The sequence below is a fragment of the Salinisphaera sp. PC39 genome (genome assembly GCF_040361335.1).
Classification (GTDB): domain Bacteria; phylum Pseudomonadota; class Gammaproteobacteria; order Nevskiales; family Salinisphaeraceae; genus APNM01.
This window is the reverse complement of sequence record NZ_APNM01000009.1, coordinates 69,440-95,022: the sequence shown is the minus strand read 5'-3', so window position 1 is coordinate 95,022 and position 25,583 is coordinate 69,440. Positions and strand designations below refer to the sequence as shown.

Annotated in this window: 25 protein-coding genes; 13 read left to right on the top strand and 12 right to left on the bottom strand. The window is 67.9% G+C overall.

What is annotated here, in order from left to right; translation table 11 throughout:
• Window positions 1-91 precede the first annotated feature (91 nt).
• Together PC39_RS10360 and PC39_RS10355 are read left to right on the top strand one after the other, a co-directional pair.
• Window positions 92-742: a helix-turn-helix domain-containing protein gene (locus PC39_RS10360; protein WP_353253312.1), complete on the top strand. Its 651-nt coding sequence runs from the start codon at window positions 92-94 to the stop codon at window positions 740-742.
• Window positions 743-1,055: 313 nt separating this feature from the next.
• Window positions 1,056-1,880 (top strand): hypothetical protein, encoded by an 825-nt coding sequence (locus PC39_RS10355; RefSeq protein ID WP_353253311.1) that lies wholly within the window; start codon window positions 1,056-1,058, stop codon window positions 1,878-1,880.
• Here the strand turns inward: PC39_RS10355 and PC39_RS10350 are convergent.
• The 5 genes from PC39_RS10350 to PC39_RS10330 all read right to left on the bottom strand — a co-directional run bounded on the left by PC39_RS10350 (window position 1,869) and on the right by PC39_RS10330 (window position 7,440).
• A complete protein-coding gene (locus tag PC39_RS10350) occupies window positions 1,869-2,822 on the bottom strand; it encodes an XdhC family protein (protein WP_353253310.1) in 954 nt (317 codons plus the stop codon). The genes PC39_RS10355 and PC39_RS10350 overlap by 12 nt on opposite strands.
• 87 nt (window positions 2,823-2,909) lie before the next feature.
• Window positions 2,910-3,512, bottom strand: a complete 603-nt coding sequence (locus tag PC39_RS10345) for a nucleotidyltransferase family protein (RefSeq protein WP_353253309.1) — start codon at window positions 3,510-3,512, stop codon at window positions 2,910-2,912.
• Between the two features lie 36 nt (window positions 3,513-3,548).
• Window positions 3,549-5,891 (bottom strand): xanthine dehydrogenase family protein molybdopterin-binding subunit, encoded by a 2,343-nt coding sequence (locus tag PC39_RS10340; protein WP_353253308.1) that lies wholly within the window; start codon window positions 5,889-5,891, stop codon window positions 3,549-3,551.
• Entirely contained in the window at window positions 5,888-6,361 is a 474-nt protein-coding gene (locus PC39_RS10335) for a (2Fe-2S)-binding protein (RefSeq protein WP_353253307.1), read from the bottom strand. The genes PC39_RS10340 and PC39_RS10335 overlap by 4 nt, the downstream gene beginning before the upstream one ends.
• 185 nt (window positions 6,362-6,546) lie before the next feature.
• Entirely contained in the window at window positions 6,547-7,440 is an 894-nt protein-coding gene (locus PC39_RS10330) for a LysR family transcriptional regulator (RefSeq protein WP_353253306.1), read from the bottom strand.
• Between the two features lie 187 nt (window positions 7,441-7,627).
• Between PC39_RS10330 and PC39_RS10325 the strand changes: the two genes are divergently transcribed.
• The 6 genes from PC39_RS10325 to PC39_RS10300 all read left to right on the top strand — a co-directional run bounded on the left by PC39_RS10325 (window position 7,628) and on the right by PC39_RS10300 (window position 12,641).
• The gene (locus PC39_RS10325; protein WP_353253305.1) at window positions 7,628-8,023 is read left to right on the top strand and encodes a (R)-mandelonitrile lyase; all 396 of its coding nucleotides are present in this window, start codon (window positions 7,628-7,630) and stop codon (window positions 8,021-8,023) included.
• Window positions 8,023-8,754 (top strand): dihydrofolate reductase family protein, encoded by a 732-nt coding sequence (locus tag PC39_RS10320; protein WP_353253304.1) that lies wholly within the window; start codon window positions 8,023-8,025, stop codon window positions 8,752-8,754. The genes PC39_RS10325 and PC39_RS10320 overlap by 1 nt, the downstream gene beginning before the upstream one ends.
• Before the next feature lie 91 nt (window positions 8,755-8,845).
• The gene (locus tag PC39_RS10315) at window positions 8,846-9,319 is read left to right on the top strand and encodes a (R)-mandelonitrile lyase (RefSeq protein WP_353253303.1); all 474 of its coding nucleotides are present in this window, start codon (window positions 8,846-8,848) and stop codon (window positions 9,317-9,319) included.
• Window positions 9,320-9,368: 49 nt separating this feature from the next.
• Complete coding sequence (locus PC39_RS10310) at window positions 9,369-10,115, top strand: SDR family oxidoreductase (protein WP_353253302.1); 747 nt, start codon at window positions 9,369-9,371, stop codon at window positions 10,113-10,115.
• Between the two features lie 233 nt (window positions 10,116-10,348).
• The gene (locus tag PC39_RS10305) at window positions 10,349-11,119 is read left to right on the top strand and encodes a hypothetical protein (protein ID WP_353253301.1); all 771 of its coding nucleotides are present in this window, start codon (window positions 10,349-10,351) and stop codon (window positions 11,117-11,119) included.
• 46 nt (window positions 11,120-11,165) lie between these two features.
• Entirely contained in the window at window positions 11,166-12,641 is a 1,476-nt protein-coding gene (locus PC39_RS10300; RefSeq protein WP_353253300.1) for an alkaline phosphatase D family protein, read from the top strand.
• Window positions 12,642-12,746: 105 nt separating this feature from the next.
• Here PC39_RS10300 and PC39_RS10295 read toward each other — a convergent pair whose 3' ends face one another.
• A complete protein-coding gene (locus tag PC39_RS10295; RefSeq protein ID WP_353253299.1) occupies window positions 12,747-13,379 on the bottom strand; it encodes a TetR/AcrR family transcriptional regulator in 633 nt (210 codons plus the stop codon).
• Between the two features lie 128 nt (window positions 13,380-13,507).
• On the opposite strand from PC39_RS10295, the gene PC39_RS10290 reads away from it, so the two are divergent.
• From PC39_RS10290 to PC39_RS10275, 4 genes are all read left to right on the top strand, one after another.
• The gene (locus PC39_RS10290) at window positions 13,508-14,959 is read left to right on the top strand and encodes a flavin-containing monooxygenase (protein ID WP_353253298.1); all 1,452 of its coding nucleotides are present in this window, start codon (window positions 13,508-13,510) and stop codon (window positions 14,957-14,959) included.
• A gap of 121 nt (window positions 14,960-15,080) precedes the next feature.
• Entirely contained in the window at window positions 15,081-16,535 is a 1,455-nt protein-coding gene (locus PC39_RS10285; protein ID WP_353253297.1) for a sodium/proline symporter, read from the top strand.
• Between the two features lie 4 nt (window positions 16,536-16,539).
• On the top strand, window positions 16,540-17,052 hold the full coding sequence (locus PC39_RS10280; protein ID WP_353253296.1) for a universal stress protein: 513 nt from the start codon (window positions 16,540-16,542) through the stop codon (window positions 17,050-17,052).
• A 31-nt stretch (window positions 17,053-17,083) separates the two neighbouring features.
• Window positions 17,084-17,854, top strand: coding sequence for a hypothetical protein (locus PC39_RS10275; RefSeq protein ID WP_353253295.1), 771 nt, complete (start codon window positions 17,084-17,086; stop codon window positions 17,852-17,854).
• 51 nt (window positions 17,855-17,905) lie between these two features.
• Here PC39_RS10275 and PC39_RS10270 read toward each other — a convergent pair whose 3' ends face one another.
• The 3 genes from PC39_RS10270 to mrtJ all read right to left on the bottom strand — a co-directional run bounded on the left by PC39_RS10270 (window position 17,906) and on the right by mrtJ (window position 20,665).
• A complete protein-coding gene (locus PC39_RS10270) occupies window positions 17,906-18,283 on the bottom strand; it encodes a hypothetical protein (RefSeq protein WP_353253294.1) in 378 nt (125 codons plus the stop codon).
• A 157-nt stretch (window positions 18,284-18,440) separates the two neighbouring features.
• Complete coding sequence (locus PC39_RS10265; RefSeq protein ID WP_353253293.1) at window positions 18,441-20,018, bottom strand: choice-of-anchor F family protein; 1,578 nt, start codon at window positions 20,016-20,018, stop codon at window positions 18,441-18,443.
• 143 nt (window positions 20,019-20,161) lie between these two features.
• A complete protein-coding gene (gene mrtJ, locus PC39_RS10260) occupies window positions 20,162-20,665 on the bottom strand; it encodes a JDVT-CTERM system glutamic-type intramembrane protease MrtJ (RefSeq protein WP_353253292.1) in 504 nt (167 codons plus the stop codon).
• A gap of 379 nt (window positions 20,666-21,044) precedes the next feature.
• On the opposite strand from mrtJ, the gene PC39_RS10255 reads away from it, so the two are divergent.
• Complete coding sequence (locus tag PC39_RS10255) at window positions 21,045-22,628, top strand: FMN-binding glutamate synthase family protein (RefSeq protein ID WP_353253291.1); 1,584 nt, start codon at window positions 21,045-21,047, stop codon at window positions 22,626-22,628.
• 5 nt (window positions 22,629-22,633) lie between these two features.
• Here PC39_RS10255 and PC39_RS10250 read toward each other — a convergent pair whose 3' ends face one another.
• Genes PC39_RS10250 through PC39_RS10240 form a run of 3 tightly spaced genes read right to left on the bottom strand, consistent with a single transcriptional unit; the run spans window position 22,634 to window position 25,465 of the window.
• Complete coding sequence (locus tag PC39_RS10250) at window positions 22,634-23,008, bottom strand: rhodanese-like domain-containing protein (protein WP_353253290.1); 375 nt, start codon at window positions 23,006-23,008, stop codon at window positions 22,634-22,636.
• Window positions 23,005-24,723, bottom strand: coding sequence for a SulP family inorganic anion transporter (locus PC39_RS10245; protein WP_353253289.1), 1,719 nt, complete (start codon window positions 24,721-24,723; stop codon window positions 23,005-23,007). The genes PC39_RS10250 and PC39_RS10245 overlap by 4 nt, the downstream gene beginning before the upstream one ends.
• Before the next feature lie 37 nt (window positions 24,724-24,760).
• Window positions 24,761-25,465 carry an MBL fold metallo-hydrolase gene (locus tag PC39_RS10240; protein WP_353253288.1) on the bottom strand — a complete coding sequence of 235 codons (705 nt, stop codon included), beginning with the start codon at window positions 25,463-25,465 and terminating at the stop codon, window positions 24,761-24,763.
• Window positions 25,466-25,583 lie beyond the last annotated feature (118 nt).

The window sequence follows — 25,583 nt, the reverse complement described above, 5'->3', positions numbered from 1 at the left end:
ACTGGCGAGCGCTTGATGAGGCCGCTCCAGGGTCAATCGGTGCCTGCTATTGCAGGCCTGGACTGACGCGCCAGGGCATGAGGATGCTTCGATGAAAGGCTCCAGACGCCGCAACACCACCGCTAGTCGCGACATCGAGCAGAAGATTGAGATATTACTCAATCGAGTACGTCGTGTACTTGATGTGTTACCTAAAGAACAAATTCACGAGGCCTGTAAACGCGCGGACACATTTGAGGGAATGCTGCGTGACGCCCTGGCGCAAATCGCACAGCGCAGCATCGACGTGCCTCGGGGGCCAACGTACGACGACGAACTGTTGTCTATCCAGGGCACTCGCGAATTGCCCATGACGCCCGCGGAGGCTGAGGCCGCCTACGCGCGCCTCCCCAAACGCAAAGGTCCGAAGTTGCATCTGCTGTCCACCAAGGAGGTTGCCGAACGCGCGGGCGTGTCGGCTTCAACCGTGCGGCGCTGGATCCGTGAGGGTCGGGTGGTTGCGTGGAAGCGCGACCGGCGAGCGTATGTGTTGCCCGCAAAACAACTGGCCGCGAGCGGGCGGCCTGTAGAAGGGTTGCATGCGATCGTTGCCAACTTCGGGAACGGCTATATGGCGTGGGATTGGCTAAACGCACCGTCTGCGTCACTTCGCCGCCGCACGCCGCTCAAGGCTCTAATGGCCGGGGAGCGCCAAAAGGTGCAGTGGCTCGCGATTGCCCACTTAGATGGCGCGTTCTCCTAACGGCTGCGTGCCTCAGTGTGGCAACGCTTCCGAATTACGTTTCAAACACTCAGGTTGGCAAAACCGACAGTTAAAAGTCTTTAGCTGGCGATTCAAAGCCTTTAGTTGGCGAATGTAAAACGTCTAAGTTGGTTGTCCAAAATGTTCTATAAGCTAACACCGCCATGACCGCTAAAATTACGCATAATGTATATTATGTTAAATAATGTCTGAATGGATGTAGAGGCCCGCTATCGCCGTCGACAAGGCCCTCTCACAGCCGCACGATCCGCGTCGCGTGCACTCGACGCCCCGGACCCGCATCATTGTGTCCATGAGTGATTCGCGTGGCGCCCTTGAGCGCGTTTATTTGCCGTTCGTGTATCTGTCGTGCGTCAAGCGCCCTGGCGCGCGCTATCTCTGGCGCAGCGTGATCCAGGAGGATTACGTGTTCTGGGTACTGGCCACCCTGGCCGGCGCGGTCGCCCTGGGGCCGCACGTGCTGGGGCTGGCGTTCCTGCTGGTCTCCTTCTGGGCGATCTACGAGACCGGTTACGTCGACAACGACCGGATCGCCGAGCGTTACGAGGAGGCGCCCCAGCTTAGCGAGCGCTATAACGGCCACCGGGTGCCGACACCGACGGTTATGCCTTGGGTCTGGGCGGTCGCGACCGGATACGCCGGATTGGCCGCCATATACCTGTCTTGGCTTCCGCCCGCGGGCGCCGTGCTCGGATGGTTTGCGGTGCTGGTCGCGACATTCGGGTGTTTCCGGCTGTTCAACCGGATCGACAAGCGCAGCCGGATCTGGCCTTTCGCGCTGCTGCAGTTCTGCCGGACCTCGTCGGTCGGGGTCGTGGCGGCCATTTCGCCCATCGGCGTCGCCGGATTGGGCGCGCATCTCGTGGCCCTGTGGGTGCCCTACCTGTTCTACCGCTACAACGGCGGCGACGGGTGGCGGAATCTGCCGATCGCCAGCATGCGTCTTTTGTTCTTCCTGCTTCTCGGCCTGTTGATCCTGGCCGCGTCCGGCCCGGACGGTATCCACTGGGAGATCGCCGGTGCGTTCCTCGCCTGGAACCTGTTCCGTGCGCGCAGCGAGCTGCCGCGGCTCCTGCGGCAGGCGGAGCGACTCGACAGGACGCCCTCAGGCCGCTGAGGCCATGCGGGCCGAATCACGGGGTCGGGATTCCAGCAATTCCGCCAAGATCGACAATGCGATCTCTTGCGGCCCCTGTGCGCCGATGTCGTGGCCTGCCGGGCTGCTGACGCGCTCGATCCGGTCCTCGTCGAAGCCCTCGGCGCGCAGGCGCTGGAAGCGTTCCGCCGCCTTGCGCTTGCTGCCGAGCGCGCCGATCGCGAAGGCGTCGGATGCGAGCGCGGCCGTCAGGACAGCGTGATCGTCGTCCATGTCGTGGGCCAGCGTATAGACCGCGCTGTACGGGTCGATCCGGAGCTCATTCAGCGCCTTGTCCAGGCGGCGGTTGTCGTAGTGCGTCACCGGCATGCCGGGTGGCGGCTCCGGCGGTCCGGACGGCCGGAGCAGCACGACCTCGAAGCCCAGCATGGGCGCCTGCCGGCACAGGGCCAGCGTGACCGGGTCGCCACCCACCAGCACCAGGCGCGACGGCGGCACGTGACGTTGGCGGAATACGTGCTCGCCGGGCTCGCTCGACGGGCGTGCCGCGAAGCGATACGTGCCATCCCGCAGATCCAGGTCGCGGGTGATGGCGTGCCGGGCGTCGCGGGCCCCGCGCAGCGCGCTGGTGTAGATACCGAGGTCGCCCGGCGACCAGACCAGGATGCCGATCCGCCCCCCGCAGGCCAGCCGCACGTCCAGTACCGGGCTGCCGGTGCCGTAATCGAGCATGACCGGCTCGCCGTTCGCCAATACCTGCCGCGCCTCGGCCGCGACCGAGGCTTCCACGCAACCGCCGGAGACATAGCCCGCGACCTCGCCGGCGTCGTTGACCGCCATCTCGCTGCCCAGGGGGCGCGGCGAGGACCCGCACACGCTCACCAGGGTCGCCAGCGCGGCGCGATGCCCGCGGGCGTGCCAATCCTCGAGGATGGGCAGCAGATCGCTGTCGAGTCCGTACACCGGCCAATCGGGCCACGCCTGCCGGACGGGCCATACCGGGGGTGAGGCTGTCACGGCGGATCGGACCGGGCTCGTGTCAGTCACCGTTCAGGCCCCCTCTTCCGTGGCTGTCATTGCCATGCACGCCAATCGTCGCAAGTCGGAGTCGGTATCCACGTCGGCGAGCACGCCGGCGTCGTCGGTGTCGAACGTCCGCAGCCAGGCCCGGTGGGATTCGAGCACCGGGCGAGCGCCCCTGTCACCGCCCAGGGCGCGCAAGTCCGGACCATGGGCGCGGCCGAAACCGACCGGGTGCCCCCGCCGTCCCTCGTGCACCGGGGCCGCGATCGCGCGCGGCTCGCCCGTCAGGAGGTCGGCCACCCGGGCGATGGTCTCGCGCCGGATGAGCGGCATATCGGCCAGGCCGACGATCCAGCCGTCGGCATCCGCCGTATGGGCCACGCCGCAGGCGAGACTGGCCCCCATGCCCTCTTCCGCCGTCCGGCACACCCGGATCTCGCAACCGGCCTCCGCGAGCACGCCGGCCAGCACGCGATCGCCCGGCCGCACGATCGCGACGACCCGCTGCAGGACGCCCGCCATGGCGCTGGCCGAGGCGTCGGCGAGCGTGCGGCCGTCCGGCAGCCTGGCAAGCAGCTTGTCGCCGCCGTAGCGGGCGCCGGCACCGGCGGCCAGCAGCAGCCCGACCATCAGACGCGCCGCCCGATCCGTGTGTATCCCGGCACCCTAGCCCGCCAGTTGGTCGCCGACCGGCAGCTGCCGGATGCGTTTGCCGGTCGCGGCATGGATCGCATTGCACAGGGCCGGCGGCACGGGCGGCAGTCCCGGCTCGCCGACACCGCCGAGCTCCGCGTCCTCGGCGGGCTCGATCAGATGGACACGGACCGCGCGCGGTGCCTGCGCCATGCGCGGGATCAGGTACTGATGGAAGTTGTCCTGCTGGACCCGGCCCTCGGCGAAGCTGATCTCGCTCTGCAGGGCGATCCCGATCCCCATGACGCAGGCGCCCTCGAGCTGCGAGCGGATGCGCTCCGGGTTGACCTGGGGGCCGCAGTCGAACGCGATATCGGCGTTGTGCACGGTTACGTTGCCGTCGTCGTCCACACCCACGTCGAGCACCACCGCCGTGTAGGAGGCGAAACTGTGGTGCATCGCCAGGCCGAGACCGCGTCCGGGCGGCATCTCCCTGCCCCAGCCCGCGGCCTCGGTGGCGGTCTCGATCACCTTGCGCATGCGTGCGATGTCGATCGGGTACAGTGCGGGATTCTCGCCGTAGTTCCATTCGTCGCCCAGCTTGCGCGGGTCGATCTCGCGCGGCGGGCCCAGCAGCTCCAGCAGGAAATCGCGGTGGTCCCGGCCGGCCGCGGCGGCGAGTTCGGCGGCGAAGCTCTGGATCGAGAAGGCGTGCGGCAGGTTGTAGACGGAACGGAACCAGCCGATGCGCACGTGCGCGGGCGCCTCCGGGTTCTCCAGCCGGATGGCCGGGATGTCGAAGGGCATCGTGTTGAAGCCCATGCCGAGCTCGAAGCCGGCCTTGTGCTCCGGGTCCTCCTGGAACAGCGAGCTGATGCTGGGGGACAGCGTCCGGTGACGCCAGCCCGTCACCTTGCCGCCGTCGTCCAGGCCGGCGTCGAGGCGCTCCACCGACACGGCATGGAAATAGGTATGGTGCAGATCGTCCTCGCGCGTCCATTGCACCCGCACGGGACGGCCGTCGAGGGCCTTGCTCAGGTCGACGGCCTCGAACACGAAATCGGGCTTGGACTTGCGCCCGAAACCACCGCCGAGGAGCGTCACGTTCACGGTGACGTCCTCGAAGTCGATGCCCAGCCGCTCCGCGACGCCTTCCCGTGTCGCCTGCGGATTCTGGACCGGCGCCCAGACCTCCGCCTTGCCGTCGACGATCCGGGCGATGGCGACCGGCGGCTCCATGGGGGCCTGCGCCATGTGCGGCATGTAGTAGGTCGCCTCGACGACATTCGACGCCTCGGACAGCGCCCGTTCGATATCGCCGCGGTCGCGGATCTTCTTGCCCGGCGAGCGTGAGGCGGTTTCGAGCATCTCCTTGTAAGCGACCGAATCGTAAGAGGCATTGTCGCCGGCGGGCCCGAAGTCCCATTCGATGGCGAGCGCCTTGCGCCCCTCGATCGCGGCCCAGGTGTTCTCCGCGACCACCGCGACTCCGCCCAGCGGCTTGAAGCCGGCCGGCTGGCCGGTGCCCTCGATCCGGATTACGTCCAGCACGCCCGGCATGCCGCGGGTCTCGGCGTCGTCGACGGCCTTGACGGTGGCGCCGTAGGCCGGCGCCCGGGCGACCGTGGCGAAAACCATGTCGTCGAGGACGATGTCCGCGCCGTAGGCCGCCTCGCCGCTCACGATCGCCTTGCCGTCGATGGCCAGCGGACGTTCGACCTCGAAACCGCGCGCATGACGGGACGGCCCGGTCTCGCGGCCGATGAAACGCCACTCGTCCGGCGACTTGAGCACCAGTTCCTTGCGGTCCGGCACCGGCAGTTCGCGGGCGGCGGCGGCCAGCTCGCCAAAACCGAGCTCGCGGCCGGAAGGCTCGTGACGCACGACATGCACCTCGGCCCGGCACTCGCCGACCGGCACCTGCCAGCGCTCGGCGGCGGCGCGTTCGAGCATGGTCCGGGCGGCCGCGGCGCTGCGGCGCATGGGATCGAACCAGTGCCGCATGCTGCGGGAGCCGTCGGTGTTCTGGTTGCCGTATTTCTCCTCGTCGCCCGGCGCCTGCTCGACGCGCACCCGGTCCCAGTCGGCTCCGAGCTCGTCGGCGGCCACCATCACCAGACTGGTGCGGATGCCCTGCCCCATCTCGGAACGGTGGTTGGTGATGGTGACGGTGCCGTCGGTGTCGATGCGGATGAACACGTTGGGATCGTCGACCCAGCCGTGCGGCATGGCATCGGCACCGTATTCCTTGTCCTCCTCGGCGAGCGCCAGGTCCCAGCGCGCGGCGATGACGAGGGCCCCGCCCGCGGCCAGACCCTGCAGGAAATGCCGGCGGCTGACGTTCGCGAGCAGCAGGGTGTCGCTGTCCTGGCTCATGCCTGCCCCTCCTCGCGCGGTTCCTGCGCCGCGCGGTCGACGGCCTGCTCGATCCGGTTGTACGTGCCGCACCGGCACAGGTTGCCGTTCATCGCGTCGCGTATCTCCTGCCTGTCGGGAGCGGGATTGTTCTTGAGCAGCGCGGTGGCGGTCATGATCTGGCCGCCCTGGCAGTAGCCGCACTGGGCTACGCCGAGATCGAGCCAGGCTTGCTGCACGCGCCGCCCCACGGCGTCATCGCCCATCGCCTCGATGGTCGTGACCGATTTGCCCGCGGCCTGCGAGACGGGGGTGACGCAGGAGCGGGTCGCCTGTCCGTCCAGGTGGACGGTGCAGGCGCCGCAGAGCGACATGCCGCAACCGAACTTCGTGCCCCTGAGCCCGACGACGTCGCGCAGCGCCCACAACAGGGGCATTCCGTCGGGCACGTCGAGCTCGTGCTTTTCTCCGTTGATCGTCAGGGAAATCATGCGAGTCTCCTCGATGCCATCGCATAGTCACACCGGCAGGGTCGCTCGATTTGCGGCATCCCGCAAATAACCATGTCGGTGCCGTCATCGGCGAACCGGCGAGAAGCACGCCGATGTGGCGGCCGCATGCCCGGTTTCACATGGAAGCCAATCATGCGTGCTGCGCGCCGACAATGACGTCGTTGTCATACCGGATAACGCATTGCCTCGACGACGACGTCGAATGCCGGCGAGAAACGCCGGCGATGTGGGTAGTACAGATAATAGCCCGGGAATGGCGGACTCCAGTCCTCGAGCACGGATGCCAGGCGTCCCCGGTCGATATGACGACGCACCAGGTCCTCCGGGACGTAGCCGATCCCGTACCCCAGAAGCGCGGCATCGACGACCGAGTAGACGGTATTGAAGGTCAGTTGTCCGTCGACGCGCACTCGCAACTCGCGCCCGCCCTGCTCGAATTCCCAGGCATAGATAGCACCGTGTGTCGCCAGACGCAGATTGATGCAGCAATGCTCCGTCAGGTCCTCCGGCACGCGCGGCCGTTCCCGTCCCCGGAAATACGACGGCGCGGCGACCGCGAGCATGCGGAAATCCGGTCCGACCCGGACGGCGATCATGCCCTCTGACACCTGCTCCCCGAGGCGCACCCCGGCATCGAAACGCTCGGCCACGATATCGGTCAGGGCGTAATCCGTGACGATCTCGACCTTGAGCTCCGGATAATCCTTGAGAACGGGCGCCAGCTTGGGCCAGATCACCGTATCGGCGGCATGGTCGGTGGCCGTAATCCGGATCGTTCCGGCCGGCCGGTCCCGCATCTCCACCAGGGCCTTGAGTTCGTCCTCGATCTCCGCGAAATGCGGGGCGATCCGCGCCAGGACGCGTTCGCCCTCCGAGGTCGGTCTGACCTGGCGGGTCGTGCGGGCAAGCAAGCGGATGCCGAGGCGCCCTTCCAGCCCCCGTACGGCATGGCTCAAGGCGGATTGCGAAACGCCGACCTGGGCGGCGGCGCGGGTGAAGCTGCCCGCTCGCGCCACGGCCACGAAGGACATCAGATCGACGACATTCTCTCTCAGCACCGATAAAACTCCCTCACGAATGCGCGCGATTGCCTCGGTCCCGACCGGGTCGATGACGATGGTATCGGCGGCATATTATTGAATTTCATTCATAACTGTAAGCTAGCATCCCCTGTTTATTCACGGCTGCCGCAACAATATCGTTCCTGTCATGCGGTTGTCAGACAGGGGAAGGAGGCGTCACCCCATGCAGATCACGCGAGTCGATACCCGGCCATCGCAGGCGGGGCCCGAGGCTTATTTCACCGGCACAGTCCGGATCGATCCGCTTTTCGCCGCCGAGGCGCCGGGCCGAACATCGGGCGCCGCCGTGACCTTCGAGCCCGGCGCGCGCACCGCTTGGCACACGCACCCACTAGGCCAGACCCTGGTCGTCACGCAGGGCGTCGGTCGCGTACAGCGCGACGGCGGACCGGTCGAGGTGATCCACCCAGGCGACGTGGTCTGGATCCCGCCGGATGAGAAACACTGGCACGGGGCGGCGCCGGATATCGCCATGACCCATATCGCCATCCAGGAAAGTCAGGACGGCTCGCCCGTGACCTGGCTGGAGAAAGTCAGCGACGCGGACTACGCCGGCTGATGCGTCCCAAGATCACCTGCCACATGATCACCTCGCTCGACGGCCGCCTGGACCCGGACCGCTGGACCGATCCGGCGGACGGACGGGTGTCGGAACTGATCGAGGAACATTACGAGGATACGGCCGAGCGCCTGGGCGGCGACGGCTGGATCGTGGGCCGCCGCAGCATCCTCGACCATCTCGACCAGGACACCACGCCCGACCTGCGCGAGACCCCGGAGGCGCGCCCCGCCCATTGGGCCGATCCCGGCGATCGCGGGATCGCCGTGGTGATCGACCCACGGGGCCGTCTTCGCCATACCCGGAACGACATCGACGGCGATCACGTCGTGACCCTGCTCTCGGAACGGGTGACGGACGATTGTCTCGCCCGACTCCGACGGGCGGGGGTCTCTTATGTTTTCGCCGGCCCGGATGGCGAACGCCTCGGTCCGGCGATGGCGGAGATCGGGGAGGCGCTGGGGAGTCGTCACCTGATCCTGGAGGGCGGCGGCATGACCAACGGCGCATTCCTCGCCGCGGGCCTGATCGACGCGACAAGCACGCTGATCTGCCCCGCCATCGACGGCCTGTCGGGCGTGCCCGCGATCTACGAGCATGCGGGCCCGCCGGATTCTTTGCCGTGCGAGGGGCAGCATCTGCGTCTGCTCTCTTGCGACACCCTCGCGGGTGGCGTGGTCTGGCTGCGGCACGAGATCGTACGCGCGGACCGCGCCGATACGGGCGTATAACGCTCGGCACGCGATCGACGCATGCCGGGAGGATGCCCGCGTCGATGGCATCCTCGTCATTCTTGCCCGAACACGACACGGGAGATACCCCATGACACACCGAGCACTGATTGCGGCCGCCTGCCTGATATGGACCGGCGGCGCGTTCGCTCAGGGGATGCAGGTTTCGCAAAACGGGGATCGCGAGGGTTACATCGGCCCGGACGATTACTTCACGGGGACCGCCTACGTGGAACCGCTATTTTCCGCCGGCGACAGCTTCCGCTCGAACGGCGCATCGGTCACCTTCCTGCCCGGGGCCCGTTCGCACTGGCACACGCACCCCGCCGGACAGGTGCTGATCGTGACCGAAGGCACGGGCTGGGTTCAGGCGGAAGACGGCGAAAAGCGAATCATGCGGCCCGGCGACGTTATCCGGACCCCGCCCGGCGTAAAGCACTGGCACGGGGCCACCGATACGAACGCGGTGACCCATCTCGCCATCCAGCAACTCAAGAACGGCGAAAACGTTATCTGGAAAGAGCCGGTGACCGACCGGCAATACAACGGCGGTGCCGCCGAATAACGGAAGTTGCGGCACCGTCCGACCATGCACGCATGAAGGAGAATATCGCATGACCGACAACATCCAAGGCAAGGTCGTCGTCATCACCGGTGCGAGCAGCGGCAACGGCGAAGCCACCGCCCACCATCTCGCCGAGCGGGGCGCCGTCGTCGTGCTCGGTGCTCGCCGGAAGGAACGCCTCGACAGGCTGGAGCGCGAACTGATCGACGCCGGACACAAGGCCAAGGCGGTCGCGACCGACGTCACCGAGCGCGATCAAGTCAAGAATCTGGTCGATACCGCGGTCGAGTCGTTCGGCAAGGTCGACGTCTTGCTCAACAACGCGGGCCTGATGCCCCTCGCCCCGATGGAGCGGCTCAAGGTCGACGAATGGGACCGGATGATCGACGTCAACCTCAAGGGCACGCTCTATGGGATCGCGGCCGCCCTGCCCTACATGAAGGAACAGCAATCCGGTCACATCATCAATGTGTCCTCTGTCTACGGCCATAAGCTCGGCCCCGATGCCACGGTCTATTGCGCCACGAAGTTCGGCGTCCGGGCGCTTTCCGAGGGCCTGCGCCAGGAGGTGAAGCCCTACAATATCCGCACGACCGTGATCTCGCCCGGCGCGGTGGCGACCGAACTGCTCGATCAGATCAGCGAAAAGGAGATCCGAGAGCAAACCAAGGCCTTCGTCGACCAGATCGCCATCCCGGCCGACAGTTTTGCCCGGATGGTCGCCTTCGCCGTCAACGAGCCCGCGGAGGTCGACGTGAATGAAATCCTGTTCCGCCCCACCGCGCAGCCCATCTGAAAATTCAGGGCGATCGCGGCACGTGAGGCCGCGCGCCAGGGCATTCCGGGCCGGTCTCGCCGCTTCCAGCGCCGTCCGGCGACATACACACGGGTACGGGTAGCCGCCCTTGATGCCTCGCATCCGTGGCTTACCGTGGGTCCGCGGCTAGAGTATCGGTCCGGGCCTGTGCAATAGTGCCGGAACCTGATCCGGCACACGCCAGTCCGCCATCCGCGCCCCAAGGGAGAGTCATGCCGCGATTGCTAGCCGCGCTTCCCGTCGTGCTGTGCACGGCCGCATCGGCGGAACTGCCGTCGCATTGCTATACGGGCTACGCCTACCACGCGCACTCGGATGACCTGGCGTTCACGGCCCACTACAGGCCGGTCGACGAGCACGATCCCCCGTTGCGGTGGCGGGTGGTGTATCGCGATGCCGGCGGCGAGATCATCGGGCGCAAATCGATGGACTTGTCGCACAACCGGTTCATCCCCGAGTTCCGGCTGCGTGTCCTGAGCTCCGGCGACACCGCCGGCATCCGGCGCGGTCCGGAAGGCGACTGGCGGATGTTCAAGCGCGAGGGCCCCAACGGCGAGGTCGTCGTGGAGCCGTTCGAGCCGCGGCCCGGCATGGTCGGGGATTCCGGCATCCATCCGTTCGTGCAGTCGCGTTTCGAGCGACTCATGGCCGGCGAGCCGGTGACGTTCGATTTCGTCCTTGCCGCGCGTCAGAAAATCGCCGACATGCGGATACATCGGATCGAGGACACCATGCTGGACGGCGAGCGGGCTGTGCGCTTTCGCGTGACGGTCGATATGTTGTTGGCGGACTGGTTCGTGGAGGATCTGGTGCTGACCTACGACCCCGGGAGCAAGCGGCTGCTGACGTATCGCGGCATCTCCAACATGCAGGACGAGAGCGGCGAGCCCTATCCCGTGCTGGTCCGCTATCGCCCCGGCAGCCCGCCCCCGGTCACCCAGGCCGGCGGCGGCTGCGGCGCCGGCGGCGAGACGGCCCGGTGACGGGTGCGACCCCGAACGTCCCCGACACGGTGCTGTCGGACAGGCCATGAGTCCCATTCCCATCGACGACCAGGCGCGCGCCGACAGGCCCGCGGCACCGCGCATCGATCGCGCCGGGCCCTTCCTGTATTTCCGCGGCCATCACGGCGAACGGATCTCGCTGGCGGCGATCCTGGTCCGGCCGGAGCGCGAGAACCCGCCCGACCTGCACGCCGAAGGCGGAACCGTGAAAGCCGAGCCGCTGTACGTCTGGCACGGCGTCAAGGTCTGGCGCTACAGCTTCGATCTCGCGACGCAGCCGGATGCGTCGTACACGCTGGACGGCGCCCGCTACCCCGTGGAAACCGTCATGGCGGGCGATCTACGCCTCGCCTACGTGTCCTGCAACGGCCAGGAGCACGGCGATCGCGAACGGCCGCTCGAGGAACGGAACGTGCTCTGGCACCGGCTCGCCCGACAGCACGAGGCCGCCCCCTTCCATCTGCTGTTGCAGGGCGGCGACCAGATCTATGCCGACGAGATGCTGGATTCGCGGCCGGAGTTACGGGCCTGGCGCGACGGCGAACCCGCCGCGACCCGCGATCCGAACGTCCTGCTGGCGATCCGCAACGCGCTGCGCACGCACCTGTTCGAGCGCTACCTGCAGCTCTACACCCAGGAAGGCCCCGCCGCCCTGCTGGCCCGGATACCCTCGTTGTGCATGTGGGACGACCACGACATCTGCGACGGTTGGGGGTCCCTGAAACCGGCGCAGCTCGATTCGCCGATCGGGCGCGCGGTCTTCGGCGTGGCGCGGGAGCTGTTCATGCTGTTCCAGCTCGGCGCGCATCCGGACGGGCCGCCGCCCATCTGCCTGGACGCCGGCGGCGGGACGCTGTCCTGGGCGACATCGTTGCCGGGCGTGGACCTGGTGGCCCCGGATCTGCGTTCCGGTCGCCGCCCGGATCGGGTCATGAGCGAACTCGGGCACGACACCTTCGAGCGCGCGATGAACGCGGCGACCGCGGAGCGGGTATTCGTCCTGTCCAGCGTCCCGGTACTGGGGCCGCGGCTGTCCTGGGTCGAGCGGAGCCTGTTGCTCATGCCCGGCGTGCAGAAATACGAGGACGACCTGCGCGATCAGTGGCAGAGCCGGGCCCACCGTGCCGAATGGCGGCGCTTCCTGCGCCGCCTCCTGGACAACCACGGCCAGCCCGGGCAACACGTGACGGTGCTCTCGGGCGAAATCCATCTGGCGACACACGGGACCCTGGCCTACGGCCCGCGGCCGATGCACCAACTGATCGCCTCCGGCATCACGCATCCGCCGCCGCCGCGTTGGTACGCGCGCAGCCTGGGCGCCCTCGCCCGCCTCGGCGAATCGCCCCTGCCCGGCCATCCGATCCGGCTGCATCCCCTGCCCGGCCGCCGCGGCATCTATACCGCCCAGCGCAATTACCTGGTCCTGGAACGCACGGATGGTATCTGGCACGCCCGCTGGGAACTGGAGCACGACGGCGGCACACCTCGCCTGCCCCTCTGACGCTCCGCCCGCCGGGGTGACCGGCATCGTCCGTCGACGTACCGGCCGGAGCAACATCCCAGGTCTGCCGGATTCCGTTCCGGGACCGCCGCCTGGCGGTCCGAGCTAGCGGTTGCCGCCGTCGGCGAAGACCGCGCGCCAGGTGATATGCGCGAGGTGGCCGGACAAGACCGCCACCCGGTCCGCCCCGCCCTGCCCCAGCATTTCATGGGTGGTGTAGAGCGAGGACCAGGTCAGCACTTCCGCCAGTTCGGGGTCCGCGTCCGGGTGCGCCCGGCCGGTCTCCCGCAGGCGCACGATGGCATGGCGCACGCGCTCGATCAGCCGCGCCATCATGTCGTCCAGCGCCGCGCGCACCGAGGCATCGTGGGTGGCGGTCTCGATCGCGGCAGTCATCACCGCCCTGTGGCGATCATAGACGGTGAGCGCGCCCAGGAAGGCGTCGTCCAGGGCGCGCCGGTCGGTGGCCTCCGGCAGCGCCAGCCAGACGCCGGTGGCCTCGATGATCTCGTCGGCCACCCGCTGCAGCAGCCGCCGCAGGAGCATGCCCCGGTCCCGGAAGTAGAAATAGAACGTCGAGCGGGCGATGCCCGCTTCGCGCGCCAGGGCGGCGACGCTCACCGCGGCGAACCCGCGCCCCGAGTCGATCAGGCGCTCCATGGCGTCGACCAGGCGGGCCTCGATGGCCTCGCGGTTGGCGACCCGCCGTCCGCCGATACTGTCCGCTGTCGCTTTCATGAGCGCCGCATTATGCCATTGCCGAGTCGGCGGCGATCCGCTAGCATCAAGGGATCGGACAAACTGTCCGACCATAAATACTGATATTACAGTGCATCGCGGGCGCAAGGCCCGGGAGGAGTGACAATATGGCCATCACGCAGCCGCGAGTCGCGATCGTCGGCGCCGGCATGTCCGGCATGCTCATGGGTATCCGGCTCAAGAACGCCGGGATCGAGGATTTCACCATCCACGAGAAGGCCTCGGAGGTCGGCGGCACCTGGCGCGAGAACCGCTATCCGGGCCTTTCCTGCGATGTCCCCGCCCACTATTACACCTACACGTTCGAGCCCAACCCGGAGTGGGAGCACCGCTTCGCGCAGGGCCCCGAGATCCAGCGCTACATGCGCTCGATCGCCGACAAGTACGACCTGCGCCGGCACATCCGCTTCAACAGCGAGCTGACCCACGGCCGCCACGACGGCAACCGCTGGCACCTGACCACGCGTGACGGCGCCACCGACACGGCCGATGTCGTGGTCGCCGCCACCGGCGTCCTGCACCACCCGTCGTATCCGGACATCGAGGGCCTGGACAGCTTCGCCGGCGACTGCTTCCACTCGGCCCGCTGGCCCGAGGACCTGGACCTGACCGGCAAGCGCGTGGGCCTGATCGGCACCGGCTCCACCGGCGTCCAGATCACCACCGAGCTCGGCCGCCGCGGCCAGGACCTCACCGTGTTCCAGCGCACGCCGCAGTGGATATTCCCCTACCCCGACCGCAAGTACGGCCGCCTCGGCCGCACCCTGGCGCGGCGGGTGCCGGGCCTGATGCGGGCCCTGTACAAGCTCTATCAGCTCGGCTGGGAGCGCGTCTTCTCGTACGCCGTGGTCAACCGCAACAGCCTGCGCTACAAGCTCATCGACCGGGTCGTAAACTGGAACCTCAATCGCGTGCGCGACCCCGAACTGCGCCGCAAGCTGACGCCGGACTACGCCTCCATGTGCAAGCGCATGATCCTGTCCTGGGGCTATTACGACGCCATGCAGCGCCCGAACGTGAACCTGGTCACCGACGACATCGAGCGTGTCGTGCCCGAGGGCGTGGTGACCCGCGACGGCAAGCTGCACGAACTGGACGTGCTGGTGCTGGCCACCGGTTTCCGGGCGCACGACTACGTCCGCCCCATCGAGCTGGAGACGGCCGACGGCCACACCCTGAGCGAGGCCTGGGCGGACCGCCCGCACGCCCACCGCACGGTGGCGGTGCCCGGCTTTCCCAACTTCTTCCTGATCCTGGGCCCCAAGACGCCGATCGCCAACTACTCGGTGATCTCGATCGCGGAGACCCAGACCAACTACATCATGGCCTGCATCGAGCGCCTGCGGCGCGACGAGGGCACCCTGCTGACGCCGCGCGCGGATGCCGCCGCCCGCCTCGACGCCGAGATGGAGGCGGACATGGACAACACCGCCTGGGTCACCGGCTGCGCCAACTGGTACCTGGATGATCGCGGCGTGCCGGATACCTGGCCGTCCACGCCCGACGATTACCGCAAGTACATGGCGGCGCCGGTGCCGGCCGAGTTCGAGTTGCGCTGAGGACGACCGACCGCAACACGGGAACGGCGTCCGCCCGCGACGCCGCGGGGCGATAGCGGCCGAAAACGGCGGTTGATCCAGATCAACCGGCCCTGCGCGACGGGGCGCTACCCTCCGGGCCATGTCACTGGTCGCCGTCAGCTTTCTCGCGAGCCTGCTGCTGTTCGTCGTCATCGGCATGCTGTCGATGCGCAAGAAGACGGCGAGCGTCGAGGACTACCTGGTGGCCAGCCACAGTGTCGGTCCCTGGCTCACCGCCCTGTCGTCGGTGGTCACGAACAACAGCGGCTACATGTTCATCGGCCTGATCGGCTATACCTATGCCCAGGGCCTTTCCGCGATCTGGCTGATGGCCGGCTGGATCGCGGGCGACTGGGTCGCCTGGCACACCGTGCACCCGCGCCTGCGCCGGGTCTCGGAACTCCAGCCGGCGAACACCATCCCAGCCTTCCTGGCGAACCGTGGCGGCCGGGTCGAGCGCCGGGTCGCCCGCGCGGCCGGCCTCGTCACCCTGGTTTTCCTCACCAGTTATGCCGCGGCCCAACTCACCGCGGGCAGCAAGGCGCTGCACGTAATGTTCGACTGGCCGGAGGCCGCGGGCGCAGTCGCCGGGGCCGGCATCATCCTGCTCTACAGCTTCGCCGGCGGCATCCGCGCCTCGATCTGGACCGACGCGGCGCAGGCGGTCGTGATGCTCGGCGCCATGCTGGCCCTGGTCGTGATCTGTATGCTCCGGCTCGGCTCGCCGGTCGCGCTGCTGTCCCTGCTGGCCGCCGAGGATCCCTCCCTGGTGCGGTTGGTGCCTGCCGACCTTGAATTCGGCTTTCTCGCTTTCGTGCTGGGCTGGATCGCGGCCGGACTGGGCGTGGTCGGACAACCGCATATCCTGATCCGGACCATGGCCCTGCGCTCGACCGAATTGATCCGGAAGACGCGGCGCATCTATTTCACATGGTATGTGCCGTTCGCGTTCGCGACCGTCGCCGTGGGCCTGTACGCCCGCATCCTGTTGCCCGAGACCTCGGCCTTCGATCCCGAACTGGCCCTGCCGGAGCTGGCACAACGCTTCCTGCCGTCGTTACTGGTCGGCTTCGTGCTGGCGGGCCTGTTCGCCGCCACCATCTCCACCGCCGACTCGCAACTGCTCGCCTGCTCGGCCGCGATCAGCCAGGACCTGGTGCCGGGCATGGGACAGTCCTACTGGAAGGCGAAGATCGCGACGGCCGTCGTCACCCTGGCGGTGCTCGCGGTCGCGGTGACCTCGGGAACGACCGTGTTCGCGCTTGTGATCATCTCCTGGTCCGGACTGGCCGCCGGCCTGGGACCCCTGATGCTGGGGCGGCTTTATTGGGGCAGCCTACCGCCGGGACGCTCGGTCGCGGTGATCGCGAGCGGCGTCGCCACCGTGATCGTCTGGCGTTTCATACTGGGCTGGGGCGACGACGTCTACGAAATCCTGCCCGGCATGATCTCGGGTATCGTCGTCTACGGCGCGATGCGCCTGCTGCCCGGCGCCCGCGCACCGCGAGCGCTGCGCCATGCCGAACGCCGCCCCCTGCTGACTCCGACGGAGTGACGACATGTTCGACCGTATCCTGTTCGCCACCGACGGTTCCGAGGCTTCCCGCGAGGCGGGCCGGCGTGTCAGGGAACTGGCCCTGCTCTGTCATGCCCGCGTGATCGTGTTCCTGGTCTACGAAATCCCCGACGAGACCCTGGAGCTGGCCCGCAAGTCCCTGGTGGAAAAACGCTACGTGGAGCGCCTGGCCAACGCGGAGAGCGTCGAGGGCGTGGAGATACTGCGGGCGGCCGAGAGCGAGCTGCGGGAGGCCGGCATCGAGACTGTGCCGGTGCTACAGAGCGGCCGTATCGGCCCGGCGATCGTCGAGGAAGCGGAACGCCGGGGCGCCGACCTGATCGTGCTCGGCTCGCGCGGCCACGGTGCCGTCGCGAGCCTGCTCCTGGGCAGCGTCACCGACCATGTCCTGCACAACAGCATGCGTCCCATGCTGATCATCCCGCACGATGGCGGCGGCGAGACCGAACAACCGTCGACGCCACCGGCGACCGACCCCGACACGCCCACCGGCTGACGTTTCCCACCCATACCGAAACGGAGATCCCATGCGCAAGATCGCAACCACAATCCTGGCCGGCGCCGCGCTGCTGGCGGCGGGCGTCGCCGCGGCCGAACCCACCGGGATCACGGTCCGCGTGCTCAGCAAGGACGCCAAGTTCGTCGGCACCAGCATGGGCGGCGTGCGCATCACCCTGCGCGACGCGCACACCGGCGAGACGCTGGCCACGGGACTGACCCGGGGCGGCACCGGCGATACCGGCCGGCTGATGCACGAGGACGGCGGCCGGCGCGCCGGCCTGGCGGATGCCTCGGCGGCCGCCTTCGAGACCACCCTGGACCTGGACGCGCCACGGCTGGTCGAGGTCGAGGCCTATGGGCCGCTGGCCCAGCCCCAGGCCGCGCACCGGATCGTGTCCACCCAGTGGGTCGTCCCGGGCCGCGATATCACCGGCGGCGACGGCTGGGTTCTGGAACTGCCCGGCTTCGTGGTCGACGTACTGGCGCCACCGGCCCACATCAAGCTGTCCGCCGATACCGCGAGCGTGCCGGTGACGGCCAACGTCACCATGATGTGCGGCTGTCCGATCGAGCCCGGCGGCCTGTGGGACGCCGACGATTACGAGGTGACCGCCCTGGTCCGCCGCGACGGCGGCAAGACGCGCCGCGTCGCCCTGGACTACGCGGGCGAGACCAGCCGTTTCGGGGGCGAAATCCGCGTGGACGGACCGGGGGTATACGACGTGACGGTCTACGCCCACGATCCCGGCAACGGCAATACCGGGTTGGACCGGACGACCTTCATCGTGAACCGCTGAAACGAGCGTGCCCGGGCACCGGGCATCCCCGACGGAACAAGGGCAACGGGACTATGGCGCGTCCGCCCCGCTAAGGCGGATATAAGTCCAGAGATGCTGGATCAGACCCTGTAAGCGGCGCTGCTGCCGCTTGAGCAGACGGACCTGCTCGGCCGGGTCGCCGGCGCCACCGATGTCGGGATTGGCGGCGCGCGGCAGCGACGACATGCCCTCGGCCAACGCCCCGCGATAATCCGCCAGCAGCCGTGCCCGCGACGCTTTGTCCTCAGTGGTCTGCAGTCGCGCGCGCAGACGATCCATCTCTCGCAGGGCGGCCTCCAGGCGAACGGCGTTGCCGGACGAATGTACGGCATCGGGTGACTGTTGCATGGTGGCGTCCGCGGCGCCCGCCAGGCTCGACGCGGGCGCCGCGCCGATCAGTGCGAGCATTATCCCGGTCGCCAAGTGCCAGAAGGCACCGTGCCGCCGGGACCGTCGTATCGATACATTCATGGGCAAGCTTCTCGTGTTATCCGGCGGGATCGGGCAAGCCCGCCGGCGGCGGGACCGCCGGCGGGGAATCCCGGTCGTGGACCCGTCCGGACGCTCAGGCCCGGCGCCGCAGCCCCATGCCCAGGAGCGCGGCCGCGAGCAGCACGAGGACGGTGGGATCGAACGGTGCCCGCGGGTTGTAGCTGCAACCCAGGAAGTCGTCGTCGTCGCTGCCGCCACTATCCGACGGCCGATAGTCGTCCAGGGCGGGCGGCTCGCTGCCGGCCGCCATCCACGCCGGCGTCTCGCTACCGGCGATGGTGTCGCTCTCAACCGAATGGGCGGTAAAGCGCAGGGTCAGCGTGTCGTGCGCCTCGACGTCGAAGTCCTCGCCGATATAGATGAAGGTGTCGACATTGAGGCCCGCCATGTCGTCGATCAGGCCGATCTCGTAGCGCGGCGGCTCCAACACTTCGTCCTCGCTGAGGGGACGTTTCGCCCAGGCCTTCAGCTGGTCGTCGGAGACCACCGCGAAATCCTGTTCATGGCCATAGCGCCAGTCGCTGCCGTCCCACCAGGCGACCAGTTCGCCCTCGGTGGCCGGATCGCCGTCGTCGTCCTCGTAGATGCCGGTCGGCAACAATTGCACCGGCAGCATGTAGCCCAGCGGGCTGCCGGCGAGGCCGGCGCCCGCGGCCTGGTTGGCACTCATGTCGAAATAGTTGACCGTGGTGGGACCGACGATGCCGGTGGCGCCGTCGACGTCGTCGCCGCTGTCGATGTACTGGGTCTTGTCTCCGGCCTCGACATCCTGCGGCGGCACCAGGCCCGCGATGTCGTCGTCGAAGAAGCCCGTCTCGCCCGGGTACCGACCTTCCAGGACATCGAACATGGCGGGCGAGAACGTAGCGTATTCGCCAGGGGTCCATACCTTGCGGCCGTTGTCGTCCTCGCGATACTCGCCGAAGAACGCCCGCGGCACATTCGTGCGCAACTCGAAGGCGACATCATCGGTCGCGAAATCCGCCGGCACGAAGCTGTCGCCGGTGCCGAAACCCACCTCGATCCGGAAACCGGTGAGACGCTTGCCGGTGTCGTTGATGTACTTCTGGATCACCCGATAGATCCGGCCGACCTCGAAATCCTCGGCCGTGGGATCGATGGGATCCGCGTACACCAGATCCGCGTTGCCGGTATTGAAGACCAGGTCCACCGGCTGATCGGGCTCGGTGATGGCCAGTCGGAAGCGCTTGCTGCTGCCCTGGGGGTCGCTGCAGGTCTTCCGCTCGCCCGACGTGGCGTCGGTGCCCGAGGCCATGAGGCAGTTGCGGCGCGGGAAATTCAGGTCGTTCGTGACCACCTGGATGCCCGGCGACTCGCCGAGCCCGCTGTCGAGCGTCCAACTGATGAAGGCGCGGCTGCCGGTGCCGTCCTGATCGGTATCCGCGTCGCGCGTCACGGCATCCGGATACAGGTAGGTCCGGCCGTCCTCGGCATCGGGATTGACGGTGAGCGCGTTGACGTCGCTCCAGGTCATCAGGGCCGGTACTTGCAGCGTGGTTTGCGCACCGGCGATACCTGCCGTCAGACCGACGGCCATCGCGGTCGCCGCGGCCAGGGGCGACGACGCCCCCCGGACATGCGTTCCGGCGCGCCCGGGCCGTTGGATCGCCGACTCGATTGTGTGCCTCATCTCGGGTGTCCTCACTAATTAATAAGATGAAAGTCGCACAGGTCCCTCTGCGTCGATTGATATAATAAACGAGCATTTAATTATAACTATAAACGCTTAAAAAGCGGGATAAGACCTGGATCGAAAACGCGGGTTACCGCGACTCAAGGTCGGAAGGAGACGGCGAGCAGGAAGGTGGCGTTGTACCAGGCGTGCAGGCACAGGGCCGCGTAGATCGTCCCGTATCGATCGCGGAAGTAGCCGAAAATCAGTGAGGGCACGAATACCAAAAGCGCCGCCCCGCCGCCCTGGTAGAGCCCGTGCCAGGCGACGAACGCGAGGCTGGTCAGGATGTTGGCCAGGGAGACGCCGCCGAGGCCGCGCCTGGCGACGGCGTGGCCGCGCAACCATCCCTGCAGCCCGCCGCGAAAGGCCACTTCCTCGACCAGCGGGTACCAGAGCACGAGCGAGAACACGAGAACGGCATCGATCTCCCGCGCCGCCGGTAGCGGCGGAGATACCGGCAGCGTCCGCAGGGCCAGCCAGAAGAGCGGCGCGCAGGCGAGCGCGACGGCCAGGTGCCGGTCGAAACGCGGCCGGCCAAACGGCAGCAGCCCCAGAGCCGACGCCCAACGCGTGTCATGACCGGTCGACCCCGTGTCCCGCATGTCGATACCGTAACCGGACCTGGGCGAATCCTAGCACCGGGATCACCGGATCGGGTCGCGCCGCCCGCGATCCCTCAGGACGCGTTTGCGTGACGCCGCTTCATCATGCCTTCCTTCACGCGCCGTAGCGCAGCAGCACGAGGTTGACCGGCCGCGAACAGGCCCGCCGACAGGGAGAGGGTCAGTACCGACCGGACGGCAAGCGCGATGGCCGTGACGTTCTCCGTCCGGGGCGTATCCCGCGACGCGGACGCGGCCTCCCGATCCCGCCGACGGTCACCCTGGTTGCCCCCGCCACCGCCGCAATAGGCATTCACCCCCGGACACGGGAGGCGCGCCGGCCTTGTTATCCTGTGCCCGATCCCTCCGGAGGACTCCGATGTTCGGCTTTCCGATCCCCCTGTTCGCGCTCTATGCCTGCCTCGTGCTCGGCCTGTCGGGGCTGGCCCTATGGCTCGAGCCCCTCTGGCTATGGGCGCTGGGCCCGTTTCTGCTCAGCCTGCCCGTGGGCCTGTACGACCTGTATTCCCGCCATAACGTGCTGCGCAACTATCCGCTCGTCGGCCACATCCGCTATCTGATGGAGTTCATCCGGCCCGAGCTGCGCCAGTATCTGTTCGAGTCCGAGCAGAGCGGTCGGCCCTACAACCGGGAACAGCGCACGGTCATCTACGAGCGCGCCTACGGTCTGCCGGACACGTCTCCCTTCGGCACCATCCGCGACGTCGAGGCCGCCGGCGCCGACTTCGCCGAGCACTCCCTGGCGGTCAAGACCCCGCCGGCCTCGGCCGGCCGCCATCGCATCGGCGGCGAGCAATGCGCCAAGCCCTACGATGCCTCGCGCCTGAACATCTCGGCCATGAGCTTCGGTTCGTTGTCCTCGAACGCGGTCCTGGCCATGAACAAGGGCGCGCACATGGGCGGCTTCGCCCACAACACCGGCGAAGGCGGCATCAGCGAATACCATCTGGCCCACGGCGCCGACCTGATCTGGGAGATCGGCACCGGCTACTTCGGCTGCCGTACGCGCGAGGGGCGTTTCGATGGCGGCGCGTTCGAGGCCAAGGCCGCTGGCGACACGGTCCGCATGATCGAGCTCAAGCTATCGCAGGGGGCGAAGCCGTCCCACGGCGGCGTACTGCCGGCGAACAAGGTTACCGAGGAGATCGCACGGGTTCGCGAGATCGACCCCTGGACCACCTGCGTGTCGCCGCCGGCGCATCCCGAATTTGACACGCCCGCGGGCCTGCTCGAGTTCGTCGCCCGCCTGCGCGATCTCTCCGGCGGCAAGCCGACCGGCTTCAAACTGTGCCTGGGCCGCAAGAGCGAGTTCATGGCCATCTGCAAGGCCATGCGCGAGACCGGCATCCGCCCGGACTTCATCACCGTCGACGGCGCCGAGGGCGGCACCGGCGCGGCGCCGGTGGAGTTCTCGGATTCCCTGGGCACCTATATCAACGAGGGCATCAATTTCGTGCACAACGCCCTGGTCGGGGCCGGCCTGCGCGACGATATCCGTCTGCTGGCCAGCGGCAAGGTGGCCATGGGCTTCGATATGCTGGTCAAGTGCGCCTTGGGCGCCGACGGCTGCAACGCGGCGCGGCCGTTCATGTTCGCGGTCGGCTGCATCCAGTCGCGCCGCTGCCACACCGGCACCTGCCCCACCGGCGTGGCGACCCAGTCCCCGCAACGTATGCGCGCGCTGGACGTCCAGGGCAAGGCGATCCGGGTGCATAACTACCACCGCCTGACGCTCCAGTCGTTCCTGGACCTCACCGGCGCGCTCGGCATCGCGCATCCGGACGAACTGACCCCCGACCTGATCTATCATCGGCCGGAGTTCGGCCCGGCCCGCACCTATGCCGAACTCTATCCGGCGACGCCGCCCGGCGGCCTGCTGGACGGCGACGCCCCCGACGAGGCACTGAGGCACTGGCGGCAGGCCAGTGCCGACCGTTTCTGAGCGGCTCAGTCCGGCTTTTTCACGGGCTTGCCGCTGTCGTGCCAGGCGTTGAAGCCCCCCTCCATGGACACGGGCCGCGCGGCACCGAGGGCCTTCAGGGTCTCCGCCGCCAGCAGCGAGCGCTTGCCCGAGGCGCAGTAGACCAGGGTGTCGCAGTCCTTGACCTTCTGCAGCGCGTCGTTCTGGATCGCCAGCATCTCCAGACGGCTGCGCGGGACGTTGATCGCGCCCGGTATGTGCCCCTTGGCGAACTCGTCCGCCTCGCGCACGTCGAGGATCAGCCAGCCCTCCAGGTTGTCCGGATCGATCTTGTCGGCGTCCACGCATTCCACGCACTCGGCGGCCTCTTTCAGACGCTGTTCGGCAGCTTTCTTGATCATGTCGGTTCAGTCTCCTGGGTCAGCGACCGGACGGCCCGGTCGGTGGTCAAGTGGATACGGTCCGCGATGCGGGCGTACAGGTGGGTTTGCTTCAGGCGGTCCTGCACCGGCCCTTTCACCTCGGACAGGTGCAATGTCACGCCCGCATGGGTCAGATCCTCCTCGAGATGCTCCAGCATCTCCAGCCCGCTCGCGTCGATGTAATTGACGGCCGCCATCACCAGCAGCAGATAGCGGGCCTGCGGCGCCGAGGCGAGGTGCCTGGCGATATAGTCCTCGACCTGGCCGGCGTTGGCGAAGTACAGGTTCTCGTCGATGCGGATCGCCAGCACGCGCGGATCGGTCTCCACCGTGTGCCGCTTGATGTTGCGGAAATGCTCGGTGCCGGGCACGCGTCCGACCACCGCCATGTGCGGCTGGCTGGTGCACCAGAGGTACAGCGCCAGGGACAGGCCGATACCGATCACCAGGCCGATCTCGATGCCGAGCGTGAGCACGGCGACGAAGGTCGCCGCCAGCGCCAGGCCGTCGGCGCGATCGTAGCGCCAGATGCGCCGTGCGCCGTCCAGGTCGATCAACCGGGCGACCGCCACCACGATGATCGCCGCCAGGACCGCCTGCGGCAGATAATGGAACCAGCCGGTGAACAGCAGCGCCACCAGGCCCACCAACACCGCGGTCACGATGCCGGCGAGCTGGGTCCGGGCACCGGCGTCGAAATTCACCATGGAGCGCGAGAAGCCGCCCGCCACCGGCATGGCACCCGCCACCGAGGCCGCCAGGTTGCCGGCGCCCAGTGCCACCAGCTCGCGGTTGGCGTCGATCTTCTGGCGCCGGCGCGCGGCCAGGACCTTGGCCACCGACACGCTCTCCACATAGCCGACCAACGCGATCAGCGCCGCCGACGGCGCGAGTTCGATCCAGCCCGGCGCCGACAGGAAGGCCAGGTCCGGGCGCGGCAGACCGGCCGGGATCGCCCCCACGATCGAGAGGCCCTGCACGCCCGACGCATGCAGCGCGGCCGCGGCCGCGGTGGCCATGGCGACGACCGCCAGCGGCGCCGTGCGCGACACGGTCAACGCCCGCTGCTGATCGACGCCCAGGGCGGACAACGCCCGCACCAACGGCCCGCGTGCCAGCAACAGGAGAACGATGGCGGTCGCGGCGAACGCCGCCGTGGGCCAATGGATCTCGCCGATATGGGCGACCGCGGCATGGACGGTATCGAACGCGTCGCCCCGCGCCAGGTCGATGCCGGTGAGATGGCGCAACTGGCTGGTGATGATCAGCAGGGCCGCGCCGCTGGTGAACCCGGACAGCACGGGATGGCTGATGAAGCTCACCAGCGCCCCCATCCGCAAGGCGCCCAGCAACAACAGCAGCAGCCCCGTTTCGGCGGCCAGGATCAGCGCCCCGGTCAGCCAGCGCGCCTCGTCGCCTCCGGCGTAATGGCCGAGGGCGTTCGCGACCATGAGGGCGGCGACCGCCACCGGCCCCACGGCCAGGGCGCGGCTGGTACCCAGAAGCGCGTAGACCAGCGGCGGCACGATCGAGGCGTACAGCCCCGTCTCCGGCGGCAGGCCCGCGAGCAGCGCGTAGGCCATGCCCTGCGGCACCAGGAGGATCGCCGTGACGGTGCCGGCGATCAGATCCTGGACCCAGTCCCCGGGACAGGCCTCCCGAAGCTGCGCGATCAGCGGGAGACGGTGCCCCATCCCCCGCCCGACGCCTCGGCGTGCCATCCGCGACGGCTCAAGCGGGCTGACCGCAGGCAAGGTTCGCCGGCACCGCGACGTCCATCAGCTTGGGGTCCGGCAGGTCCAGGTTGCGCATGATCTCCGCGTACTCCTCGGCGCTCTTGCCGGCGAGCCGCGGGTTGTAGCGGCGCTCCTCCCAGATCGTCGAGACCGTGAAGCCCTTGTAGTCGTGGGCCGGGTAGACCAGCGTCTCGTCATCCAGCGTGAACAGCTTGTTCACGATGGAATCGTAGGACTTGTAGGGATCGCCGCCCTGGAAATCCGTGCGGCCGGAGCCGCGGATCAGCAGCACGTCGCCGGTGAACACCGAGTCCGGGGTCTCGCCGCGTCCGTCCAGGAGGAAGCTGAAGGACTCGTTGGTGTGACCCGGCGTATACAGCGACTTCAGGCGGATACCGTCCACGTCGATGATCTCGCCCTCGGAGACATGACTGGAAACGCATTCCGCGCGCGTGTATTCGCCCATCACCGTGACACAGCCGGTCTCGTCGCGCAGATCGCCGAGCGCGGTGACATGGTCGGCGTGCGTGTGCGTGTCGATGGCGCGCACCAGTCGGATGCCGAGCTGGTTGATCAGGTCCAGGTAGACGGGCAGTTGTCCCTTCACCGGGTCGATGATCAGCGCCTCGCGACCGCGTCCGGACGCGATCAGATACGTGTAGGTGCTGGATTCGTGGTCGAAGAGCTGACGAAAAAGCATGCGGCACCTCGCTTGGATATAACTATTTAATATATCCATATATCATGTAGTTTTATGATAACGCCGACACCCGCCGATTTCAAGGTGGGACGGGCCGTCGCGGGCAGCACCCGCGCGC